This window comes from Streptomyces sp. NBC_00557 (genome assembly GCF_036345995.1).
Classification (GTDB): Bacteria; Actinomycetota; Actinomycetes; order Streptomycetales; family Streptomycetaceae; genus Streptomyces.
On the sequence record NZ_CP107796.1, the window covers coordinates 6,857,535 to 6,877,477 of the forward strand.

Annotated in this window: 18 protein-coding genes; 17 read left to right on the plus strand and 1 reads right to left on the minus strand. The window is 71.8% G+C overall.

Translation table 11 applies throughout. The features are described 5' to 3' along the window. The first annotated feature begins 109 nt into the window (after positions 1 to 109). Genes OG956_RS30265 through nusB form a run of 3 tightly spaced genes read left to right on the plus strand, consistent with a single transcriptional unit; the run spans position 110 to position 2,280 of the window. Entirely contained in the window at positions 110 to 1,216 is a 1,107-nt protein-coding gene (locus OG956_RS30265; RefSeq protein WP_330341173.1) for an aminopeptidase P family protein, read from the plus strand. Between the two features lie 60 nt (positions 1,217 to 1,276). Then, positions 1,277 to 1,843, plus strand: coding sequence for an elongation factor P (efp, locus tag OG956_RS30270; RefSeq protein ID WP_330341174.1), 567 nt, complete (start codon positions 1,277 to 1,279; stop codon positions 1,841 to 1,843). A 2-nt stretch (positions 1,844 to 1,845) separates the two neighbouring features. Then, entirely contained in the window at positions 1,846 to 2,280 is a 435-nt protein-coding gene (nusB, locus tag OG956_RS30275) for a transcription antitermination factor NusB (protein WP_189814907.1), read from the plus strand. A 167-nt stretch (positions 2,281 to 2,447) separates the two neighbouring features. Here nusB and bldD read toward each other — a convergent pair whose 3' ends face one another. Next, on the minus strand, positions 2,448 to 2,951 hold the full coding sequence (bldD, locus tag OG956_RS30280) for a transcriptional regulator BldD (RefSeq protein ID WP_043498969.1): 504 nt from the start codon (positions 2,949 to 2,951) through the stop codon (positions 2,448 to 2,450). A 253-nt stretch (positions 2,952 to 3,204) separates the two neighbouring features. Between bldD and pyrR the strand changes: the two genes are divergently transcribed. The 14 genes from pyrR to OG956_RS30350 all read left to right on the plus strand — a co-directional run bounded on the left by pyrR (position 3,205) and on the right by OG956_RS30350 (position 19,832). Beyond that, a complete protein-coding gene (gene pyrR, locus OG956_RS30285; RefSeq protein WP_330341175.1) occupies positions 3,205 to 3,783 on the plus strand; it encodes a bifunctional pyr operon transcriptional regulator/uracil phosphoribosyltransferase PyrR in 579 nt (192 codons plus the stop codon). Positions 3,784 to 3,874: 91 nt separating this feature from the next. Further along, positions 3,875 to 4,855, plus strand: coding sequence for an aspartate carbamoyltransferase catalytic subunit (locus tag OG956_RS30290; RefSeq protein ID WP_330341176.1), 981 nt, complete (start codon positions 3,875 to 3,877; stop codon positions 4,853 to 4,855). A 5-nt stretch (positions 4,856 to 4,860) separates the two neighbouring features. Further along, positions 4,861 to 6,147: a dihydroorotase gene (locus OG956_RS30295; RefSeq protein WP_330341177.1), complete on the plus strand. Its 1,287-nt coding sequence runs from the start codon at positions 4,861 to 4,863 to the stop codon at positions 6,145 to 6,147. Then, positions 6,144 to 6,704 carry a PH-like domain-containing protein gene (locus OG956_RS30300; protein WP_330341178.1) on the plus strand — a complete coding sequence of 187 codons (561 nt, stop codon included), beginning with the start codon at positions 6,144 to 6,146 and terminating at the stop codon, positions 6,702 to 6,704. The genes OG956_RS30295 and OG956_RS30300 overlap by 4 nt, the downstream gene beginning before the upstream one ends. Beyond that, positions 6,701 to 7,843 carry a glutamine-hydrolyzing carbamoyl-phosphate synthase small subunit gene (gene carA, locus OG956_RS30305; protein ID WP_330341179.1) on the plus strand — a complete coding sequence of 381 codons (1,143 nt, stop codon included), beginning with the start codon at positions 6,701 to 6,703 and terminating at the stop codon, positions 7,841 to 7,843. Before OG956_RS30300 ends, carA begins: the two co-directional genes overlap by 4 nt. Then, the gene (carB, locus tag OG956_RS30310; RefSeq protein WP_330341180.1) at positions 7,836 to 11,144 is read left to right on the plus strand and encodes a carbamoyl-phosphate synthase large subunit; all 3,309 of its coding nucleotides are present in this window, start codon (positions 7,836 to 7,838) and stop codon (positions 11,142 to 11,144) included. The genes carA and carB overlap by 8 nt, the downstream gene beginning before the upstream one ends. Positions 11,145 to 11,214: 70 nt before the next feature. After that, positions 11,215 to 12,321 (plus strand): quinone-dependent dihydroorotate dehydrogenase, encoded by a 1,107-nt coding sequence (locus OG956_RS30315; RefSeq protein ID WP_330341181.1) that lies wholly within the window; start codon positions 11,215 to 11,217, stop codon positions 12,319 to 12,321. Further along, complete coding sequence (gene pyrF, locus OG956_RS30320) at positions 12,318 to 13,163, plus strand: orotidine-5'-phosphate decarboxylase (RefSeq protein WP_330341182.1); 846 nt, start codon at positions 12,318 to 12,320, stop codon at positions 13,161 to 13,163. Before OG956_RS30315 ends, pyrF begins: the two co-directional genes overlap by 4 nt. Before the next feature lie 300 nt (positions 13,164 to 13,463). Continuing rightward, complete coding sequence (locus OG956_RS30325) at positions 13,464 to 13,787, plus strand: integration host factor (RefSeq protein ID WP_003977346.1); 324 nt, start codon at positions 13,464 to 13,466, stop codon at positions 13,785 to 13,787. A gap of 72 nt (positions 13,788 to 13,859) precedes the next feature. Then, entirely contained in the window at positions 13,860 to 14,417 is a 558-nt protein-coding gene (gene gmk, locus OG956_RS30330; RefSeq protein ID WP_330341183.1) for a guanylate kinase, read from the plus strand. Positions 14,418 to 14,468: 51 nt separating this feature from the next. Then, on the plus strand, positions 14,469 to 14,741 hold the full coding sequence (gene rpoZ, locus OG956_RS30335) for a DNA-directed RNA polymerase subunit omega (RefSeq protein WP_003982715.1): 273 nt from the start codon (positions 14,469 to 14,471) through the stop codon (positions 14,739 to 14,741). Between the two features lie 93 nt (positions 14,742 to 14,834). After that, positions 14,835 to 16,037 (plus strand): bifunctional phosphopantothenoylcysteine decarboxylase/phosphopantothenate--cysteine ligase CoaBC, encoded by a 1,203-nt coding sequence (coaBC, locus tag OG956_RS30340; protein ID WP_330341184.1) that lies wholly within the window; start codon positions 14,835 to 14,837, stop codon positions 16,035 to 16,037. Between the two features lie 241 nt (positions 16,038 to 16,278). Next, the gene (metK, locus tag OG956_RS30345; RefSeq protein WP_330341185.1) at positions 16,279 to 17,487 is read left to right on the plus strand and encodes a methionine adenosyltransferase; all 1,209 of its coding nucleotides are present in this window, start codon (positions 16,279 to 16,281) and stop codon (positions 17,485 to 17,487) included. A 197-nt stretch (positions 17,488 to 17,684) separates the two neighbouring features. Then, positions 17,685 to 19,832, plus strand: a complete 2,148-nt coding sequence (locus tag OG956_RS30350) for a primosomal protein N' (protein WP_330341186.1) — start codon at positions 17,685 to 17,687, stop codon at positions 19,830 to 19,832. Positions 19,833 to 19,943 lie beyond the last annotated feature (111 nt).

Consider the following 19,943-nt stretch of genomic DNA (forward strand, 5'->3'; position numbering starts at 1 on the left):
CTCCGCGCCCGCGTCCGGCGATCCACAGGCACCGCCCCCCACCTGCTCCGCAACCCCACTCGGCCCCCACGAATCGGCATAATCCGCACAAAACTCCTACGCTCATCTCATGTCAGAGGTGTACGCGACCCGCCGATCCCGGCTGAGAGACCACTTCACCGCGGCCGGCACCGCGGCAGCGCTCGTCACCCGCCCCGCCAACGTGCGCTACCTCGCGGGCACGGCCCCGCACGGCGCCGCCCTGCTGGTGGGCAAGCGCGATGACCTGCTGGTGTGCACCGGTCCGCCCGAGGACCGGCCGTACGAGGGCCGGCCCGACGAGAACCTGCGCCTGCACGTCCTCCCGGCGAACAACGGCGACCCCGCCGTCGAGGCGGCCGCCCACGCCGCGGGCCAGGACGCCGACTCCCTCGCCGTCGAGGAGCACCACCTCACCGTGGCCCGCCACAGAGCCCTCGCCGCGGCGGTCCCGGCGCTGCGCCTCACCGATCTCGGCGCGGCCGTGGAGCAGCTCAGGGTGGTCAAGGACGAGGAGGAGATCTCCTGCCTGCGCATCGGCGCCGAGATCGCCGACCAGGCCCTCGGCGAGCTGCTGGAGTCGATCCTGGTCGGCCGCACCGAACGGCACCTCGCGCTGGAGCTGGAGCGCCGCCTGGTCGACCACGGCGCCGACGGCCCGGCCTTCCCCACCTCCGTCGCCACCGGACCCAACTCCGGCCGCCGCGGGCACCGCCCCACCGACCGGCGGGTGGAGGAGGGCGACTTCCTCTCCGTGTGCCTGGGCGCGACCTACCGCGGCTACCGCTGCGAGATCGGCCGCACCTTCGTGATCGGCACCTCGCCCGCGGACTGGCAGGTCGAGCTCTACGACCTGGTCTTCTCCGCGCAGCGCGCCGGACGCGAGTCCCTGGCGCCCGGCGCCGCCTACCGCGACGTGGACCGCGCCGCGCGCCAGGTGCTGGACTCCGCGGGCTATGCGGAAGCCCTGCCACCGCTGACCGGACACGGGGTCGGACTCGAAATCGACGAGGACCCGCAGTTGGCCCCCGCGGCCATGGGTAAACTGGACGCTTGCGTGCCGGTCACCGTCGAACCGGGAGTCCACCTCCCGGGCCGGGGCGGTGTCCGGATCGATGACACGCTCGTCGTACGCCCCGAGGCGGACGGCGGACCCGAGCTACTCACCATCACGACCAAGGAGCTGCTCGCGCTGTAGCGGCAATCCACCGCGGCGCCTGCCCCGGGGTCGTACGTCAGTCCAGGAGATTCCGCAACCGTGGCTTCCACGAACGACCTCAAGAACGGCATGGTGCTCAAGCTCGAAGGCGGCCAGCTCTGGTCCGTCGTCGAGTTCCAGCACGTCAAGCCCGGCAAGGGCCCGGCCTTCGTGCGCACCAAGCTCAAGAACGTGCTGTCCGGCAAGGTGGTCGACAAGACCTTCAACGCCGGAGTCAAGGTCGAGACGGCCACTGTCGACAAGCGCGACATGCAGTTCTCGTACATGGACGGCGACTACTTCGTCTTCATGGACATGGAGACCTACGACCAGCTGCACATCGACCGCAAGGTGGTGGGCGACGCCGCCAACTTCCTGGTCGAGGGCTTCGAGGCCACCGTCGCCCAGCACGAGGGCGAGGTGCTCTTCGTCGAGCTGCCGGCCGCCGTCGAGCTGACCGTCGCCGAGACCGAGCCGGGCGTCCAGGGCGACCGCTCCACCGGCGGCACCAAGCCCGCCACGCTGGAGACCGGCCACCAGATCCAGGTCCCGCTCTTCATCACCACCGGTGAGAAGATCAAGGTCGACACCCGCACCAGCGACTACCTCGGCCGGGTGAACAGCTAACCGTGGCTGCCCGCAACACGGCCCGCAAACGCGCCTTCCAGATCCTCTTCGAGGGCGACCAGCGCGGCGCCGACGTCCTGACGGTCCTCGCGGACTGGATCCGGCTGTCCCGGTCCGACACCCGGCAGCCGCCGGTCAGCGAGTACACGATGCAGCTCGTCGAGGGCTACGCCGAGCACGCGAAGCGCATCGACGAGCTGATCGCCCAGTACGCGGTCGGCTGGACGCTGGACCGGATGCCGGTCGTGGACCGCAACATCCTGCGGCTCGGCGCGTACGAGCTGATCTGGGTGGACGAGACCCCGGACGCCGTCGTGCTCGACGAGATGGTGCAGCTGGCGAAGGAGTTCTCCACCGACGAGTCGCCGTCGTTCGTCAACGGCCTGCTGGGCCGCCTGAAGGAACTCAAGCCGTCCCTGCGCCGGGACCAGGCGTAGAAGCCCGGTACGACATCGCCGGAGGGCCCGCAGCACGCTCGTGCTGCGGGCCCTCCGGCATTCCCTCCCACAGCCGTGCGAACGCCTGTGAGAACGCCGCCGGGGTGGCCGGAACCGCATGGTTCCGGCCACCCCGGCGGCACGTTTCTGCTCGGGTGTGGAGCGGCTCAGCTCTCCTCGTGCGCGGCCACCGCGCGGCGCGCGTCCGCGTCCAGCACACCCCAGCTGATCAGCTGCTCCGTGAGGACCGAGGGGGACTGGTCGTAGATGACGGCGAGTGTGCGCAGGTCGTCCTGGCGGATGGAGAGCACCTTGCCGTTGTAGTCGCCGCGCTGGGACTGGATCGTCGCCGCGTAACGCTGCAGGGGTCCCGCCTTCTCGGCCGGCACGGTGGCCAGCCGCTCGAGGTCCAGGACCAGCTTCGGCGGCGGCTCGGCGGCGCCGCCCGGCGTGGTGCCCGGCAGCAGCTCCTGAACCGGAACGCCATAGAAATCGGCCAGCTCGGCGAGCCGCTGGACGGTCACCGCACGGTCGCCACGCTCGTAGGACCCGACCACCACGGCCTTCCAGCGACCCTGGGACTTCTCCTCGACACCGTGGAGGGAAAGGCCCTGCTGGGTGCGGATGGCCCGGAGCTTGGCCCCGAGCTGTTTGGCGTATTCGCTGGACATATAGCTCCCCGGACACTGTGTCGACGCGACTGGGCTGGGTTCCCGCCGCGCGGCTGGTAACTCACTGTGAGGTTACGCAGCGTGATTCTTCTGCGTCAAGCCGAATGGTCCACACCGACTCTTCCGTGGTAGCGGCAACCGGTTGGGCCAGGGGGGTGACCGGAGCCCTCTGCATGACCTGCTACGGTGGATGGCGCAAATCAGGCGTCCTTTAAGGTCCGTCCCGTGAGGCGGAGAAGGAGGTCCTTTTCGTATGGACAAGCAGGACTCGCACGCGACTCCGCCTGCGTCCGATGCGCGGCCCGTTCTCGAGGGCCCCGACATCGCGCGGGTGCTGACCCGCATCGCCCACGAGATCGTCGAGCGCGCCAAGGGCGCCGACGACGTGGTGCTCCTCGGCATCCCCACCCGGGGTGTCTTCCTCGCCCAGCGGCTCGCCGCCAAGCTGGAGCAGATCACCGACCGCAAGATCCCGGTCGGCTCCCTCGACATCACCATGTACCGCGACGACCTGCGCATGCACCCGCCGCGTGCGCTGGCCCGCACCGAGATCCCCGGTGACGGCATCGACGGCAAGCTGGTCGTCCTCGTCGACGACGTGCTGTTCTCCGGCCGCACCATCCGCGCCGCCCTCGACGCCCTGAACGACATCGGGCGCCCCCGCGCGGTACAGCTCGCGGTCCTGGTCGACCGCGGCCACCGCGAACTGCCCATCCGCGCCGACTACGTCGGCAAGAACCTCCCCACGTCGCTGCGGGAGACGGTCAAGGTCCAGCTCGCCGAGGAGGACGGTCGCGACACCGTGCTGCTCGGTGTGAAGGCCGACCAGTAGCACGTCAGGCGCAGGGCGCGCTCCGGCGTACCCACGCACGCGCCCGTCTGCCCCGAATCTCCCGATTGAACTGCCTTACGGAGCCTGACAGATGCAGCGTCATCTCATCTCGGCCGCCGACCTCACCCGTGACGACGCCGTCCTGATCCTCGACACCGCCGAGGAGATGGCCCGGGTCGCCGACCGGCCGATCAAGAAGCTGCCGACCCTGCGCGGCCGCACCGTCGTCAACCTCTTCTTCGAGGACTCCACGCGCACGCGGATCTCCTTCGAGGCCGCCGAGAAGCGCCTCTCCGCCGACGTCATCAACTTCTCCGCCAAGGGCTCCAGCGTGTCCAAGGGCGAGTCCCTGAAGGACACCGCCCAGACGCTGGAGGCCATGGGCGTCGACGCCGTCGTCATCCGGCACGGCGCCTCCGGAGCGCCGTACCGCCTGGCGAACTCCGGCTGGATCGACGCCGCGGTCATCAACGCCGGCGACGGCACCCACCAGCACCCCACCCAGGCCCTGCTGGACGCCTTCACCATGCGCCGCCGGCTCATCGGCCGGGACGCCGGGCTCGGCCAGGACCTGTCCGGCCGGCGGATCACCATCGTCGGTGACGTCCTGCACAGCCGGGTCGCCCGCTCCAACGTGGACCTGCTGCACACCCTCGGCGCCGAGGTCACCCTCGTCGCCCCGCCCACCCTGGTGCCGGTCGGCGTGGAGACCTGGCCCTGCGAGGTGTCGTACGACCTCGACAGCGCGCTGCCCAAGTGCGACGCGGTGATGATGCTGCGCGTCCAGCGCGAGCGGATGAACGCCGCCTTCTTCCCGACCGAGCGCGAGTACTCCCGCCGCTACGGCCTCGACGGCGACCGCATGGCCAAGCTGCCCGAGCATGCCGTCGTGATGCACCCCGGCCCGATGGTCCGCGGCATGGAGATCACCGCCGAGGTCGCCGACTCCGACCGCTGCACCGCCGTCGAGCAGGTCGCCAACGGCGTCTCCATCCGGATGGCCGTCCTGTACCTGCTGCTCGGCGGCAACGAGCCCGCCGTCACCCACGCCCGTACCACCGAGGAGAAGTAACCCCCATGAGCAAGACCCTGATCCGTGGTGCGAAGGTGCTCGGCGGCGAGCCGCAGGACGTGCTGATCGACGGCGAGACGATCGCGGCGGTGGGCACCGGCCTGTCCGCCGAGGGCGCCGAGGTCGTCGAGGCCGGCGGCAAGGTGCTGCTGCCGGGCCTGGTCGACCTGCACACCCATCTGCGCGAACCGGGCCGCGAGGACTCCGAGACCGTCCTGACCGGCACCCGCGCGGCCGCGTCCGGCGGCTACACCGCCGTGTTCGCCATGGCCAACACCTTCCCTGTCGCCGACACCGCCGGCGTGGTCGAGCAGGTGTGGCGGCTCGGCCAGGAGCACGGCTACTGCGACGTGCAGCCCATCGGCGCCGTCACCGTCGGCCTCGAGGGCAGGAAGCTCGCCGAGCTGGGCGCCATGCACGACTCGGCGGCCGGCGTCACCGTCTTCTCCGACGACGGCAAGTGCGTGGACGACGCGGTGATCATGCGCCGCGCGCTGGAGTACGTGAAGGCCTTCGGCGGGGTCGTCGCCCAGCACGCGCAGGAGCCGCGGCTGACCGAGGGCGCCCAGATGAACGAGGGCGTCGTCTCCGCCGAGCTGGGCCTGGGCGGCTGGCCGGCCGTCGCCGAGGAGTCGATCATCGCCCGGGACGTGCTGCTCGCCGAGCACGTCGGCTCCCGCGTCCACATCTGCCACCTGTCGACCGCCGGCAGCGTGGAGATCGTCCGCTGGGCCAAGTCCCGCGGCATCCAGGTCACCGCCGAGGTGACCCCGCACCACCTGCTCCTCACCGACGAGCTGGTGCGCACCTACAACCCCGTCTACAAGGTCAACCCGCCGCTGCGCACCGAGCGCGACGTGCACGCCCTGCGCGAGGCCCTGGCGGACGGCACGATCGACATCGTCGCCACCGACCACGCCCCGCACCCGCACGAGGACAAGGACTGCGAGTGGGCGGCCGCCGCCATGGGCATGGTCGGCCTGGAGACCGCGTTGTCAGTGGTCCAGGAGACCATGGTCGACACGGGCCTGCTGGACTGGGCCGGCGTCGCCGACCGGATGTCCTTCAAGCCCGCGCAGATCGGACAGGCCACCGGACACGGCCGTCCCGTCTCGGCTGGTGAGCCCGCCAACCTCACCCTCGTCGACGCGGCATACCGTGGCCAGGTGGACCCCGCGGGCTTCGCCTCGCGCAGCCGCAACACCCCGTACGCGGGACGTGAGCTGCCGGGCCGTGTGACGCACACGTGGCTGCGGGGCAAGGCCACGCTCGTCGACGGGAAGCTCACGTGACACCTGTAATCCTGCTGGCCGAGGCGGAGAAGTCGGCCCCGGTCACCGACTGGCCGGCCCGCATCGGCTGGCTCGTCGGACTCGCCCTCTTCATCGCGCTCGTCTACTGGCTGATGCGCGAGGGCTGGAAGTGGCGCGGCACGCTCCAGAGCGACCTGCCCGTGCCGCCCGGCGCGCCGGAGGAGACCGGCCCGGTGAAACTGAGCATGAGCGGCCGCTACCACGGCTCCACCACGGCCGGCCAGTGGCTGGACCGCATCGTGGCCCACGGCCTGGGCACCCGCAGCCGGGCCGAGCTCACCCTGACCGATGCGGGCCTGGAGGTCGAGCGCCCCGGCGCGAGCGACTTCTTCGTCCCCGCCGCCGCACTGCGCGGCGCCCGGCTGGACAAGGGCATCGCCGGCAAGGTCCTCACCGAGGGCGGACTGCTGGTGGTGACCTGGGCGCTGGGCGACAAGCTGATCGACTCCGGCTTCCGCTCCGACCACGCGGCCGAGCACGCCGAGTGGGTCGCCACCCTGAACGAGATGACCAACGACACGGAAGGCGCACGATGACGACCTCCACAAGGGGAGCTGACAGGGTTCCCGCCGTACTCGTCCTGGAGGACGGCCGCATCTTCCGCGGCCGTGCCTACGGGGCCGTGGGGGAGACCTTCGGCGAGGCCGTGTTCTCCACCGGCATGACCGGCTACCAGGAGACGCTCACCGACCCGTCGTACGACCGCCAGATCGTCGTCGCGACCGCCCCCCAGATCGGCAACACCGGCTGGAACGACGAGGACGACGAGTCCGGACGCATCTGGGTCTCCGGCTACGTCGTGCGCGACCCCGCGCGCGTGCCGTCCAACTGGCGTGCCAAGCGCTCCCTGGACGACGAGCTGGTGCGCCAGGGCGTGGTCGGCATCTCCGGCATCGACACCCGGGCGCTCACCCGCCACCTGCGCGAGCGCGGCTCCATGCGCGCCGGCATCTTCTCGGGCGAGGCGATCGCCGCCGAGTCCGAGCTCGTCGCGCGCGTGCAGGCCCAGCCGCACATGAAGGGCGCGAGCCTCTACGAGGAGGTCGCGACCAAGGAAGCGTACGTCGTCCCGGCGATCGGCGAGAAGAGGTTCACCGTCGCCGCCATCGACCTCGGCATCAAGGGCATGACCCCGCACCGGATGGCCGAGCGCGGCATCGAGGTGCACGTCCTGCCCGCGACCGCCACGGCCGACGAGGTCTACGCCGTCAACCCGGACGGTGTGTTCTTCTCCAACGGCCCCGGCGACCCGGCGACCGCCGACGGCCCGGTTGCGCTGATGAGCGCCGTCCTGGAGCGGAAGACGCCCCTGTTCGGCATCTGCTTCGGCAACCAGATCCTCGGCCGCGCCCTCGGCTTCGGCACCTACAAGCTGAAGTACGGCCACCGCGGCATCAACCAGCCGGTCCAGGACCGTACGACCGGCAAGGTCGAGGTCACCGCGCACAACCACGGCTTCGCCGTGGACGCACCGCTCGACAAGGTCAGCGAGACGAAGTTCGGCCGCGCCGAGGTCTCGCACGTCTGCCTCAACGACGACGTCGTGGAGGGGCTGCAGCTGCTCGACCAGCCGGCCTTCTCCGTCCAGTACCACCCCGAAGCGGCAGCGGGACCGCACGACGCCGCCTACCTGTTCGACCGCTTCGTCTCCCTGATGGAGGGCCAGCGTGCCTAAGCGCACCGATATCCAGTCCGTCCTGGTCATCGGCTCCGGCCCGATCGTCATCGGCCAGGCCGCCGAGTTCGACTACTCCGGCACCCAGGCGTGCCGCGTGCTCAAGGCCGAAGGCCTGCGCGTCATCCTCGTCAACTCCAACCCGGCGACGATCATGACCGACCCGGAGATCGCCGACGCCACGTACGTCGAGCCGATCACCCCGGACTTCGTCGAGAAGATCATCGCCAAGGAGCGCCCCGACGCCCTGCTGCCCACCCTCGGCGGCCAGACGGCCCTGAACACCGCCATCGCCCTGCACGAGAACGGCGTCCTCGCCAAGTACGGCGTGGAGCTGATCGGCGCCCGGCCCGAGGCCATCCACAAGGGCGAGGACCGCGACCAGTTCAAGGAGGTCGTGGAGGAGGTCCGCAGGAAGATCGGGCACGGCGAGTCCGCCCGCTCGGTCATCTGCCACTCCATGGACGACGTCCTCAAGGGCGTCGAGACCCTCGGCGGCTACCCGGTCGTCGTCCGCCCGTCCTTCACCATGGGCGGCGCCGGCTCCGGCTTCGCGCACGACGAGGAGGAGCTGCGCCGCATCGCCGGGCAGGGCCTCACGCTCTCCCCGACCACCGAGGTGCTCCTGGAGGAGTCCATCCTCGGCTGGAAGGAGTACGAGCTGGAGCTGATGCGCGACAAGAACGACAACGTCGTGGTCGTCTGCTCCATCGAGAACTTCGACCCCATGGGCGTGCACACCGGTGACTCGATCACCGTCGCGCCCGCGATGACCCTGACCGACCGCGAGTACCAGATCCTGCGGGACATCGGCATCGCCGTCATCCGCGAGGTCGGCGTCGACACCGGCGGCTGCAACATCCAGTTCGCGGTGAACCCCGAGGACGGTCGCGTGATCGTCATCGAGATGAACCCGCGCGTGTCGCGCTCGTCGGCGCTGGCCTCCAAGGCCACCGGCTTCCCGATCGCCAAGATCGCCGCCAAGCTGGCCGTCGGCTACACGCTGGACGAGATCCCGAACGACATCACGGCCGAGACCCCGGCCTCCTTCGAGCCCACGCTCGACTACGTCGTCGTCAAGGCCCCGCGCTTCGCCTTCGAGAAGTTCCCGCAGGCCGACTCCACGCTGACCACCACCATGAAGTCGGTCGGCGAGGCCATGGCCATCGGCCGCAACTTCCCCGAGGCGTTCCAGAAGGCGCTGCGCTCGCTGGAGAAGAAGGGCAGCCAGTTCACCTTCGTGGGCGACCCGGGCGACAAGCAGGCGCTGCTGGAGGAGTCCCGCCGCCCCACCGACGGCCGGATCAACACGGTCATGCAGGCCATCCGCGCGGGCGCCACCCCCGAGGAGGTCTTCGCGTACACGAAGATCGACCCGTGGTTCGTGGACCAGCTCTTCCTGATCAAGGAGATCGCGGACGAGCTGGCCGAGGCCCCCGAGCTGACTCGCGACCTGCTCGCCGAGGCCAAGCGGCACGGCTTCTCCGACCAGCAGGTCGCCGAGATCCGCGGCCTGCGCGAGGACGTCGTCCGCGAGGTCCGGCACGCGCTCGGCATCCGCCCGGTCTACAAGACGGTCGACACCTGCGCCGCCGAGTTCGCCGCGAAGACGCCGTACTTCTACTCCTCCTACGACGAGGAGACGGAGGTCGCCCCGCGCGAGAAGCCGGCCGTGATCATCCTGGGCTCCGGCCCGAACCGCATCGGCCAGGGCATCGAGTTCGACTACTCCTGCGTCCACGCCTCCTTCGCGCTGTCCGACGCCGGGTACGAGACCGTGATGGTCAACTGCAACCCGGAGACCGTCTCCACCGACTACGACACCTCCGACCGGCTGTACTTCGAGCCGCTCACGCTGGAGGACGTGCTGGAGATCGTCCACGCCGAGCAGCAGGCCGGACCGGTCGCGGGCGTGATCGTGCAGCTGGGCGGACAGACCCCGCTCGGCCTGTCGCAGGCCCTGAAGGACAACGGCGTGCCGATCGTGGGGACCTCGCCCGAGGCGATCCACGCCGCCGAGGACCGCGGCGCCTTCGGCCGGGTGCTCGCCGAGGCGGGCCTGCCCGCCCCGAAGCACGGCACGGCCACCACCTTCGCCGAGGCCAAGGCCATCGCCGACGAGATCGGCTACCCGGTCCTGGTCCGGCCGTCGTACGTCCTGGGCGGCCGCGGCATGGAGATCGTCTACGACGAGACCCGCCTCGCCGCCTACATCGCCGAGTCCACCGAGATCAGCCCCTCCCGGCCGGTCCTCGTCGACCGGTTCCTGGACGACGCCATCGAGATCGACGTCGACGCCCTCTACGACGGCGAGGAGCTGTACCTGGGCGGCGTCATGGAGCACATCGAGGAGGCCGGCATCCACTCCGGCGACTCGGCGTGCGCCCTGCCCCCGATCACCCTCGGCGGCTTCGACGTCAAGCGCCTGCGCGCCTCCACCGAGGCCATCGCGCGCGGTGTCGGGGTGCGCGGCCTGATCAACATCCAGTTCGCGATGGCCGGCGACATCCTCTACGTCCTGGAGGCCAACCCGCGCGCCTCCCGTACCGTCCCCTTCACCTCGAAGGCGACCGCGGTGCCGCTGGCCAAGGCCGCCGCCCGGATCTCGCTGGGCGCGACCATCGCCGAGCTGCGCGCCGAGGGGCTGCTGCCGAAGAACGGCGACGGCGGCGAGCTGCCGCTGGACGCGCCGATCTCCGTCAAGGAGGCCGTCATGCCGTGGTCGCGCTTCCGCGACATCCACGGCCGCGGCGTCGACACCGTCCTCGGCCCGGAGATGCGCTCCACCGGCGAGGTCATGGGCATCGACTCCGTCTTCGGCACGGCGTACGCCAAGTCGCAGGCCGGCGCCTACGGCCCGCTGCCCACCAAGGGGCGGGCGTTCATCTCGGTCGCCAACCGCGACAAGCGCTCGATGATCTTCCCGGCGCGCGAGCTGGTCGCGCACGGCTTCGAGCTGCTGGCCACCTCCGGCACCGCCGAGGTCCTCAAGCGCAACGGCATCAACGCCACGGTCGTGCGCAAGCAGTCCGAGGGCACCGGCCCGAACGGCGAGCGGACCATCGTCCAGCTCATCCACGACGGCGAGGTCGACCTCATCGTCAACACCCCGTACGGCACCGGCGGCCGCCTCGACGGCTACGACATCCGTACGGCGGCCGTGGCCCGCTCCGTGCCGTGCCTGACGACCGTCCAGGCCCTTGCGGCGGCCGTCCAGGGCATCGACGCCCTCAACCACGGCGACGTGGGCGTGCGCTCGCTCCAGGAACACGCGGAGCACCTGACCGCCGCCAGGGACTAGCAGCCGGCCCCGAGGGGGACACCGGAAACGGTGTCCCCCTCTTCATGAGGACTACTGAGGACTTTCCGAGATGTACAAGCTGTTCTTCCGTCTGGTGTTCACCCGGATGGACCCCGAGAAGGCCCACCACCTCGCCTTCCGCTGGATCCGCCTCGCCGTCCGCATCCCCGTGCTGCGCACCTTCCTCGCCGCCGCCCTCGCGCCCCGCTACAAGGAGCTGCGCACGGAGGCCTTCGGGCTGCGGATGCACGGACCCTTCGGGCTGGCCGCCGGCTTCGACAAGAACGCCGTCGCCGTCGACGGCATGGCGATGCTGGGCTTCGACCATGTGGAGATCGGCACGGTCACCGGCGAGCCGCAGCCGGGCAACCCGAAGAAGCGGCTGTTCCGCCTGGTCGCCGACCGGGCGCTGATCAACCGCATGGGCTTCAACAACGACGGCTCCCTTGCCGTCGCCGCCCGTCTGGCCACCCGCGAGCCGGTGTTCCGGACCGTCGTCGGCGTCAACATCGGCAAGACCAAGGTCGTCCCCGAGGCGGAGGCCGTCGGCGACTACGTGAAGTCGGCCGAGCGCCTCGCGCCCTACGCGGACTACCTGGTCGTCAACGTCTCCTCCCCGAACACCCCCGGCCTGCGCAACCTGCAGGCCACCGAGGCGCTGCGCCCGCTGCTGACCGCCGTCCGCGAAGCCGCCGACCGGGCGGTCGCCGGCCGGCGCGTCCCGCTCCTGGTGAAGATCGCCCCCGATCTCGCCGACGACGACATCGACGCCGTCGCCGACCTGGCCGTGGAACTGGGCCTGGACGGCATCATCGCCACCAACACCACCATCGCCCGCGAGGGGCTCGGCCTGAAGTCCGCGCCCGCGCTGGTGAAGGAGACCGGCGGTCTGTCCGGCGCCCCGCTGAAGGCACGCTCCCTGGAGGTCCTGCGCCGCCTGTACGCGCGCGTGGGCGACCGGATCACCCTCGTGGGCGTCGGCGGCATCGAGACCGCCGAGGACGCCTGGCAGCGCATCCTGGCCGGCGCCACGCTGGTCCAGGGCTACAGCGCCTTCGTCTACGAGGGCCCCTTCTGGTCCCGCGCGATCCACAAGGGCCTCGCCGCCCGTCTGCGCACCAGCCCCTACGCCACCCTCGCCGACGCGGTCGGCGCCGACGTGAGGAAGCCCGCATGAGCCCGACGGAGCCCTTCGGCGCCCGCCTGCGCCGCGCCATGGACGAGCGCGGCCCGCTGTGCGTCGGCATCGACCCGCACGCCTCCCTGCTCGCCGAGTGGGGACTGAACGACGACGTGGCCGGACTCGAGCGGTTCAGCCGCACGGTCGTCGAGGCCGTCGCCGGCCGGGTCGCCGTGATGAAGCCGCAGAGCGCCTTCTTCGAGCGTTTCGGCTCGCGCGGGGTCGCCGTGCTGGAGAAGGCCGTCCAGGAGGCGCGTGCGGCCGGCGCCCTCGTCGTGATGGACGCCAAGCGCGGCGACATCGGCTCGACCATGGCCGGGTACGCCGAGGCCTACCTGCACAAGGACGCCCCGCTGTTCTCCGACGCCCTGACCGTCTCGCCGTACCTCGGCTACGGCTCGCTCAGCCCGGCCGTGGCGCTGGCCCGGGAGAGCGGCGCCGGTCTGTTCGTGCTGGCGCTGACCTCCAACCCGGAGGGCCCCGAGGTCCAGCACGCGGTCCGCGCGGACGGCCGGACCGTGGGCGCGACCATGCTGGCCCACCTGGCCGCCGAGAACGCCGGGGACGAGCCGCTGGGCTCCTTCGGCGCCGTCGTCGGCGCCACGGTCGGCGACCTGTCGTCGTACGACCTCGCGATCAACGGACCGCTCCTCGCGCCCGGTGTCGGCGCGCAGGGCGCCACGGCGGCCGATCTCCCGAAGGTGTTCGGGCCGGCGGTGCGCAACGTCGTGCCGAACGTCAGCCGGGGTGTGCTGCGGCACGGTCCCGACGCGGGGGCGCTGCGCGCGGCCGCGGAGCGCTTCGCGGAGGAGGTCCGGGCGGCCGTTTCCGGCGCCTGAGACCTCGGAGGGGTGCTCGGCTGGGCGGCCTTGCGGCGACTTGAGTGTGAATACATCCTCAAATCGGGGGCAGAATGTCGTAAATGTCCGACCTGGCGGAGGCTGACCAGGACTTTTCCGCTGTTCTCGCTGACTCTGGCGGCCTTGACCGCTAGTCTCCGAGCTGTGGGGACACCCCCACACCCATGAGGTAGTGGGGGAGAACGGGCGAAGCGTGTTGCTCGTAGCTCCCCAGGTGTGGGGCGACTAGGTTCCTCACCGGTCCGTATCCGACAGTTCGACATCCGAGGTGACGTAGGCGTGGCTCTTCCGCCCCTTACCCCCGAACAGCGCGCAGCCGCGCTCGAAAAGGCCGCCGCGGCTCGCCGGGAGCGGGCCGAGGTCAAGAATCGACTCAAGCACTCCGGCGCCTCCCTGCACGAGGTCATCAAGCAGGGCCAGGAGAACGACGTCATCGGCAAGATGAAGGTCTCCGCACTGCTCGAGTCGCTGCCGGGCGTGGGCAAGGTCCGCGCCAAGCAGATCATGGAGCGTCTGGGCATCTCCGAGAGCCGCCGCGTGCGCGGTCTCGGTTCCAACCAGATCGCTTCCCTGGAGCGTGAATTCGGCAGCACCGGCTCCTGAGCCCGCCTCCCCGCGCAGGGGGAGCCGGACCGGGAGTCCCGGGCACACCGGGATTGCTGGAATAATCGCTGCATGAGTGAACGTCCGCGGCTGACCGTGCTCTCCGGCCCCTCGGGGGTCGGCAAGAGCACGGTCGTCGCCCATATGCGCAAGGAACACCCCGAGGTCTGGCTCTCGGTGTCGGCCACCACCCGCAAGCCGCGCCCCGGCGAGAAGCACGGAGTCCACTACTTCTTCGTCACCGACGAGGAGATGGACAAGCTGATCGCCAACGGCGAGCTGCTGGAGTGGGCCGAGTTCGCCGGCAACCGCTACGGCACGCCCCGCGCGGCCGTGCAGGAGCGGCTGGAGAAGGGGGAGCCCGTCCTGCTGGAGATCGACCTCCAGGGCGCCCGGCAGGTACGGGAGTCCATGGGGGACGCCCAGCTGGTGTTCCTGGCTCCGCCCTCCTGGGAGGAGCTGGTGCGCAGGCTGACCGGCCGGGGCACCGAGCCGCCCGAGGTCATCGAGCGCCGCCTGGAGGCGGCCAGGACCGAGCTGGCGGCCGAGCCGGAGTTCGACACGACCTTGGTCAACACCTCCGTCGAGGACGTGGCGCGCGAGCTGCTAGCCTTGATGGATGTTGTGTGATCACGTTGCGTGGTCATGAATGATCTTTTCCCACCCATCGGAAGGTAGAGCGTGTCCTCTTCCATCACCGCGCCCGAGGGCATCATCAACCCGCCGATCGACGAGTTGCTTGAGGCCACCGACTCGAAGTACAGCCTCGTGATCTACGCGGCCAAGCGGGCCCGCCAGATCAACGCGTACTACTCGCAGCTCGGCGAGGGCCTGCTCGAGTACGTCGGTCCCCTCGTCGACACCCACGTCCACGAGAAGCCGCTGTCGATCGCCCTGCGCGAGATCAACGCCGGCCTGCTGACCTCCGAGGCCGTCGAGGGCCCGGCGCAGTAACCGTTCGTTCTCGCATGACAGGCCCGGCGGCGCGGCTGCCGGGCCTGTGGTGTGTCATGGGGTGTGCAGGGTTGACGAGTCCGGGGAGTGAGCGTGGACAAGCCGAAGGTCGTTCTGGGGGTCAGCGGCGGCATCGCCGCCTACAAGGCCTGTGAGCTGCTGCGCAGGTTCACGGAGTCGGGCCATGACGTGCGCGTGGTGCCCACCGCCTCCGCGCTGCACTTCGTCGGCGCCGCCACCTGGTCCGCCCTGTCCGGCAACCCCGTCTCGACGGACGTCTGGGACGACGTCCACGAGGTCCCGCACGTCCGCATCGGCCAGCACGCCGACCTGGTCGTGGTCGCGCCCGCCACCGCCGACATGCTCGCCAAGGCCGCCCACGGCCTCGCCGACGACCTGCTGACCAACACCCTCCTCACCGCCCGCTGCCCGGTCGTCTTCGCACCCGCCATGCACACCGAGATGTGGGAGCACCCGGCCACCCAGGAGAACGTGGCCACGCTGCGCCGCCGCGGCGCCGTCGTCATCGAGCCCGCCGTCGGCCGGCTCACCGGCGTCGACACCGGCAAGGGCCGCCTGCCCGATCCGGTGGAGATCTTCGAGGTCTGCCGCCGGGTGCTGGCCCGGGGTGTCACCGAGCCCGACCTGAAGGGGCGGCACGTCGTCGTCTCCGCCGGCGGCACCCGCGAGCCCCTCGACCCGGTGCGCTTCCTCGGCAACCGCTCCTCCGGCAAGCAGGGCTACGCCCTCGCCCGCACCGCCGCCGCCCGCGGCGCCCGGGTCACCCTGATCGCCGCCAACGCCGGGCTGCCCGACCCGGCGGGCGTCGACGTCGTACCGGTCGGCACGGCCGTCCAGCTGCGCGAGGCCGTCCTGAAGGCGGCGGCGGACGCCGACGCGGTCGTCATGGCCGCCGCCGTCGCCGACTTCCGCCCCGCGGCCTACGCGACCGGCAAGATCAAGAAGAAGGACGGCCAGGACCCCGACCCGGTCGTCCTCGTGCGCAACCCGGACGTCCTCGCGGAGATCTCCGCCGAGCGCGCCCGCCCCGGCCAGGTGGTCGTCGGGTTCGCCGCCGAGACCGACGACGTCCTCGCCAACGGACGCGCCAAACTCGCCCGCAAGGGCTGCGACCTGCTCGTGGTCAACGAGGTCGGGGAGCGCAAGACGTTCGGCTCCGAGGAGAACGAGGCCGTGGTGCTGGGCGCCGACGGCAGCGAGACCCCCGTGCCGCACGGGCCCAAGGAAGCCCTCGCCGACGTCGTCTGGGACCTCGTCGCACAGCGCCTGGGCTGAGTCCGCCCGGCCTCCGCGGCAGGTGCACGTCAGCCGCAATTGGGGTGTGGCGGGCCTGGCCAATGCCGCCCGGCATTGGGCAGAATGCCCGTGCCGCAGGTCACAGCGCTCCCGAGAGGCGAGACAGGTGACCCGTCGGCCGAGTGCGACCGATAAACTGTCCACGGCCGACGCCGGGCGCAGCCTCCGTGCGTCGACCGCAAATGATCAGCCAGCAGCCGCTGCAACCCCAGGGAGCGTTGTGTCCCGTCGCCTGTTCACCTCGGAGTCCGTCACCGAGGGTCACCCCGACAAGATCGCTGACCAGATCAGCGACACCATTCTCGACGCGCTTCTGCGCGAGGACCCGACCTCCCGGGTCGCCGTCGAGACGCTGATCACCACGGGCCTGGTGCATGTGGCCGGCGAGGTGACGACCAAGGCCTACGCGGACATCGCGACCCTCGTCCGCAGCAAGATCCTCGAGATCGGCTACGACTCCTCCAAGAAGGGCTTCGACGGCGCCTCCTGCGGTGTGTCCGTCTCCATCGGCGCGCAGTCCCCGGACATCGCGCAGGGCGTCGACGCGGCCTACGAGGCCCGGGTCGAGGGCGACGACGACGAACTGGACCGGCAGGGCGCCGGCGACCAGGGCCTGATGTTCGGCTACGCCTCGGACGAGACGCCGACCCTGATGCCGCTGCCGATCTTCCTGGCCCACCGCCTGTCCAAGCGGCTGTCCGACGTGCGCAAGAACGGCACGATCCCCTACCTGCGCCCGGACGGCAAGACGCAGGTCACCATCGAGTACGACGGCGACAAGGCCGTCCGTCTCGACACGGTGGTCGTCTCCTCGCAGCACGCCTCCGACATCGACCTGGAGTCGCTGCTCGCCCCCGACATCCGCGAGTTCGTCGTGGAGCCGGAGCTGAAGGCCCTGCTGGACGAGGGCATCAAGCTCGACACCGAGGGCTACCGCCTGCTGGTCAACCCGACCGGCCGTTTCGAGATCGGCGGCCCGATGGGCGACGCCGGCCTGACCGGCCGCAAGATCATCATCGACACCTACGGCGGCATGGCCCGCCACGGCGGCGGCGCCTTCTCCGGCAAGGACCCGTCCAAGGTGGACCGCTCGGCGGCGTACGCGATGCGCTGGGTCGCCAAGAACGTGGTGGCGGCGGGCCTGGCCTCCCGCTGCGAGGTCCAGGTCGCCTACGCGATCGGCAAGGCCGAGCCGGTCGGCCTGTTCGTGGAGACGTTCGGCACCGCCAAGGTCGACGCCGAGAAGATCGAGAAGGCGATCGACGAGGTCTTCGACCTCCGTCCGGCCGCGATCATCCGCGACCTCGACCTGCTCCGCCCGATCTACGCCCAGACGGCCGCCTACGGCCACTTCGGCCGCGAGCTGCCCGACTTCACCTGGGAGCGCACGGACCGCGTGGACGCCCTGCGCGCCGCGGTCGGCCTGTAACCGGCCCGCTCGCTCGCGACGAGGCCCGGTCCCCGCCTCCGGGGGCCGGGCCTCGACGTGTCGGGGCTCAGCCGGCCGGGGCGGCCGGATCCGGCGGTCGTGCCCGTCGCCGGCTCCCCTGCCAGGTGCGGGTCTGTGCGCGGGACCCGATCGGCGGCCGGCGCCCGTTGTCGGTGGGGTTTGGTAAGAATGCAAGGGTGAGCAGCGAGAACGAGCCGGGGGGCGGCGGGGCCGAAGGGGCGCCGCCGGAGCAGCTCGCGCTGATCCGGGAGAGCGTGCGCAAGGCGCGGGCGCCGCGGGCCAAGCCGCGCACCTGGCGGGGGGCCGCACTCGCCGAGGAGCTGCCCGTCGCCCGGGTGCTCGTCGACAAGGGCGTCCTGCACCTCGACCGGTACTTCGACTACGCGGTCCCCGCCGAGCTGGACGCCGACGCACAGCCGGGCGTTCGGGTGCGGGTGCGGTTCGGGGCCGGGCGGCACCGGGTGCGCGAGGGGCGCCGCGAGGGCGGCGGGCTCATCGACGGCTTCCTGATCGAGCGCCGCGCCGAGTCCGACTACAGCGGCCCGCTGGCCGCACTGGCCCAGGTCGTCTCCCCGGAGCGTGTGCTCAGCGAGGAGCTGCTCAGTCTCGCGCGAGCCGTCGCCGACCGGTACGCCGGAAGCCTCGCCGACGTCCTCCAGCTCGCCGTGCCGCCCCGCAGCGCGCGAGCGGAGCAGCGGCCGTCCCCCGCGCCGCTGCCCCCGCCCGCAGCGCCCGAGGCGGGCTCCTGGGGGCGCTACGAGCACGGCAGCGCCTTCCTCCACGCCCTCGCCGCCGGCAACGCGCCCAGGGCCGTCTGGAACGCGCTGCCGGGCCCGCTGTGGAGCGAGGAACTGGCCCGCGCCGTCGCCGCCACGCTCGCGTCCGGGCGCGGCGCCCTGGTCGTCGTACCGGACGGGCGGGCCGCCGCGCGCGTCGACGCCGCGCTCACCGGCCTGCTCGGCGCCGGCCGGCACGCGCTGCTCACCGCCGACGCCGGGCCCGAGAAGCGGTACGCGCAGTGGCTCGCCGTACGGCGGGGGTCCGTACGGGCCGTGGTGGGCACCCGCGCCGCCATGTTCGCGCCCGTGCAGAACCTGGGGCTCGTCGCCATCTGGGACGACGGCGACGACAGCCACAGCGAGCAGCACGCCCCGCAGCCGCACGCACGCGACGTGCTGCTGCTGCGCGCCGCGCTGGACAAGTGCGCCTTCCTGCTCGGCGGCTTCGCCTGCACCGTCGAGGCCGCCCAGCTCGTGGACAGCGGCTGGGCCCGGCCGCTGGTCGCCGGCCGCGAGCAGGTACGCCGGGCCGCGCCCCTGGTCCGCACCGTCGGGGACGGCGACCTCGCGCGCGACGAGGCCGCCCGCGCCGCCCGGCTGCCCACCCTCGCCTGGCAGACGGCCCGCGAGGGGCTGCGGCACGGGCCCGTGCTGGTCCAGGTGCCCCGGCGCGGTTACGCACCCCGCCTGGCCTGCGCACAGTGCCGGGCCCCCGCCCGCTGCGCGCACTGCTCCGGGCCGCTGCAGGGGCAGGACGCGGGGGTGCTGCGATGCGGCTGGTGCGGGCGCGAGGAGAGCGGCTGGCACTGCCCCGAGTGCGGCGGATTCCGGTTGCGCGCCCAGGTCGTCGGGGCCCGGCGGACGGCCGAGGAGCTGGGGCGCGCCTTCCCCGCCGTCCCGGTGCGCACCTCGGGGCGGGAGCACGTGCTGGACACGGTGCCGGGCACGCCCGCGCTGGTGGTGAGCACACCGGGGGCCGAACCGGTCGCCGAGGGCGGATACGCGGCTGCCCTCCTGCTGGACGGCTGGGCCATGCTCGTACGACCCGACCTGCGGGCCGGCGAGGACGCGCTGCGCCGGTGGATCGCGGCGGCAGCGCTGGTGCGGCCGCAGAGCGAGGGCGGCACGGTGGTCGTGGTGGCCGAGCCGACCCTGCGGCCGGTGCAGGCGCTGGTGCGCTGGGACCCCGTCGGGCACGCGGTGCGCGAACTGGCCGAACGCGCCGAACTGGGCTTCCCGCCCGTCTCGCGGATGGCGGCGGTGTCCGGGACGCCCGCGGCCGTCGCCGAGTTCCTCGCCTCGGTCGAACTGCCGCAGGACGCGGAGGTGCTGGGGCCGGTGCCGATACCGCCGGCGCCGCCCGGCGGGCCCCGCAGACCCGGGGCGCCGCCGCCGGGTGAGCACTGGGACCGGGCGCTGGTCCGGGTCCCGCCGGGCAGTGGGTCCGCGCTGGCCTCCGCGCTGAAGACCGCGCAGGCCGCCCGGATGGCGCGGGGGAGCGGGGAGGCGGTGCGGGTGCGGATCGATCCGCCGGACATCGGCTGACGAGCCGGCAGACCTGCTGCCGCTCGCGGCGCCCGCCGGTCAGTGGGTGCCGGGCGGCTCGTTCCTGCTGCACACGTCTGCCCTCCCGGACGTTCGGGAGGGCAGGGAGGA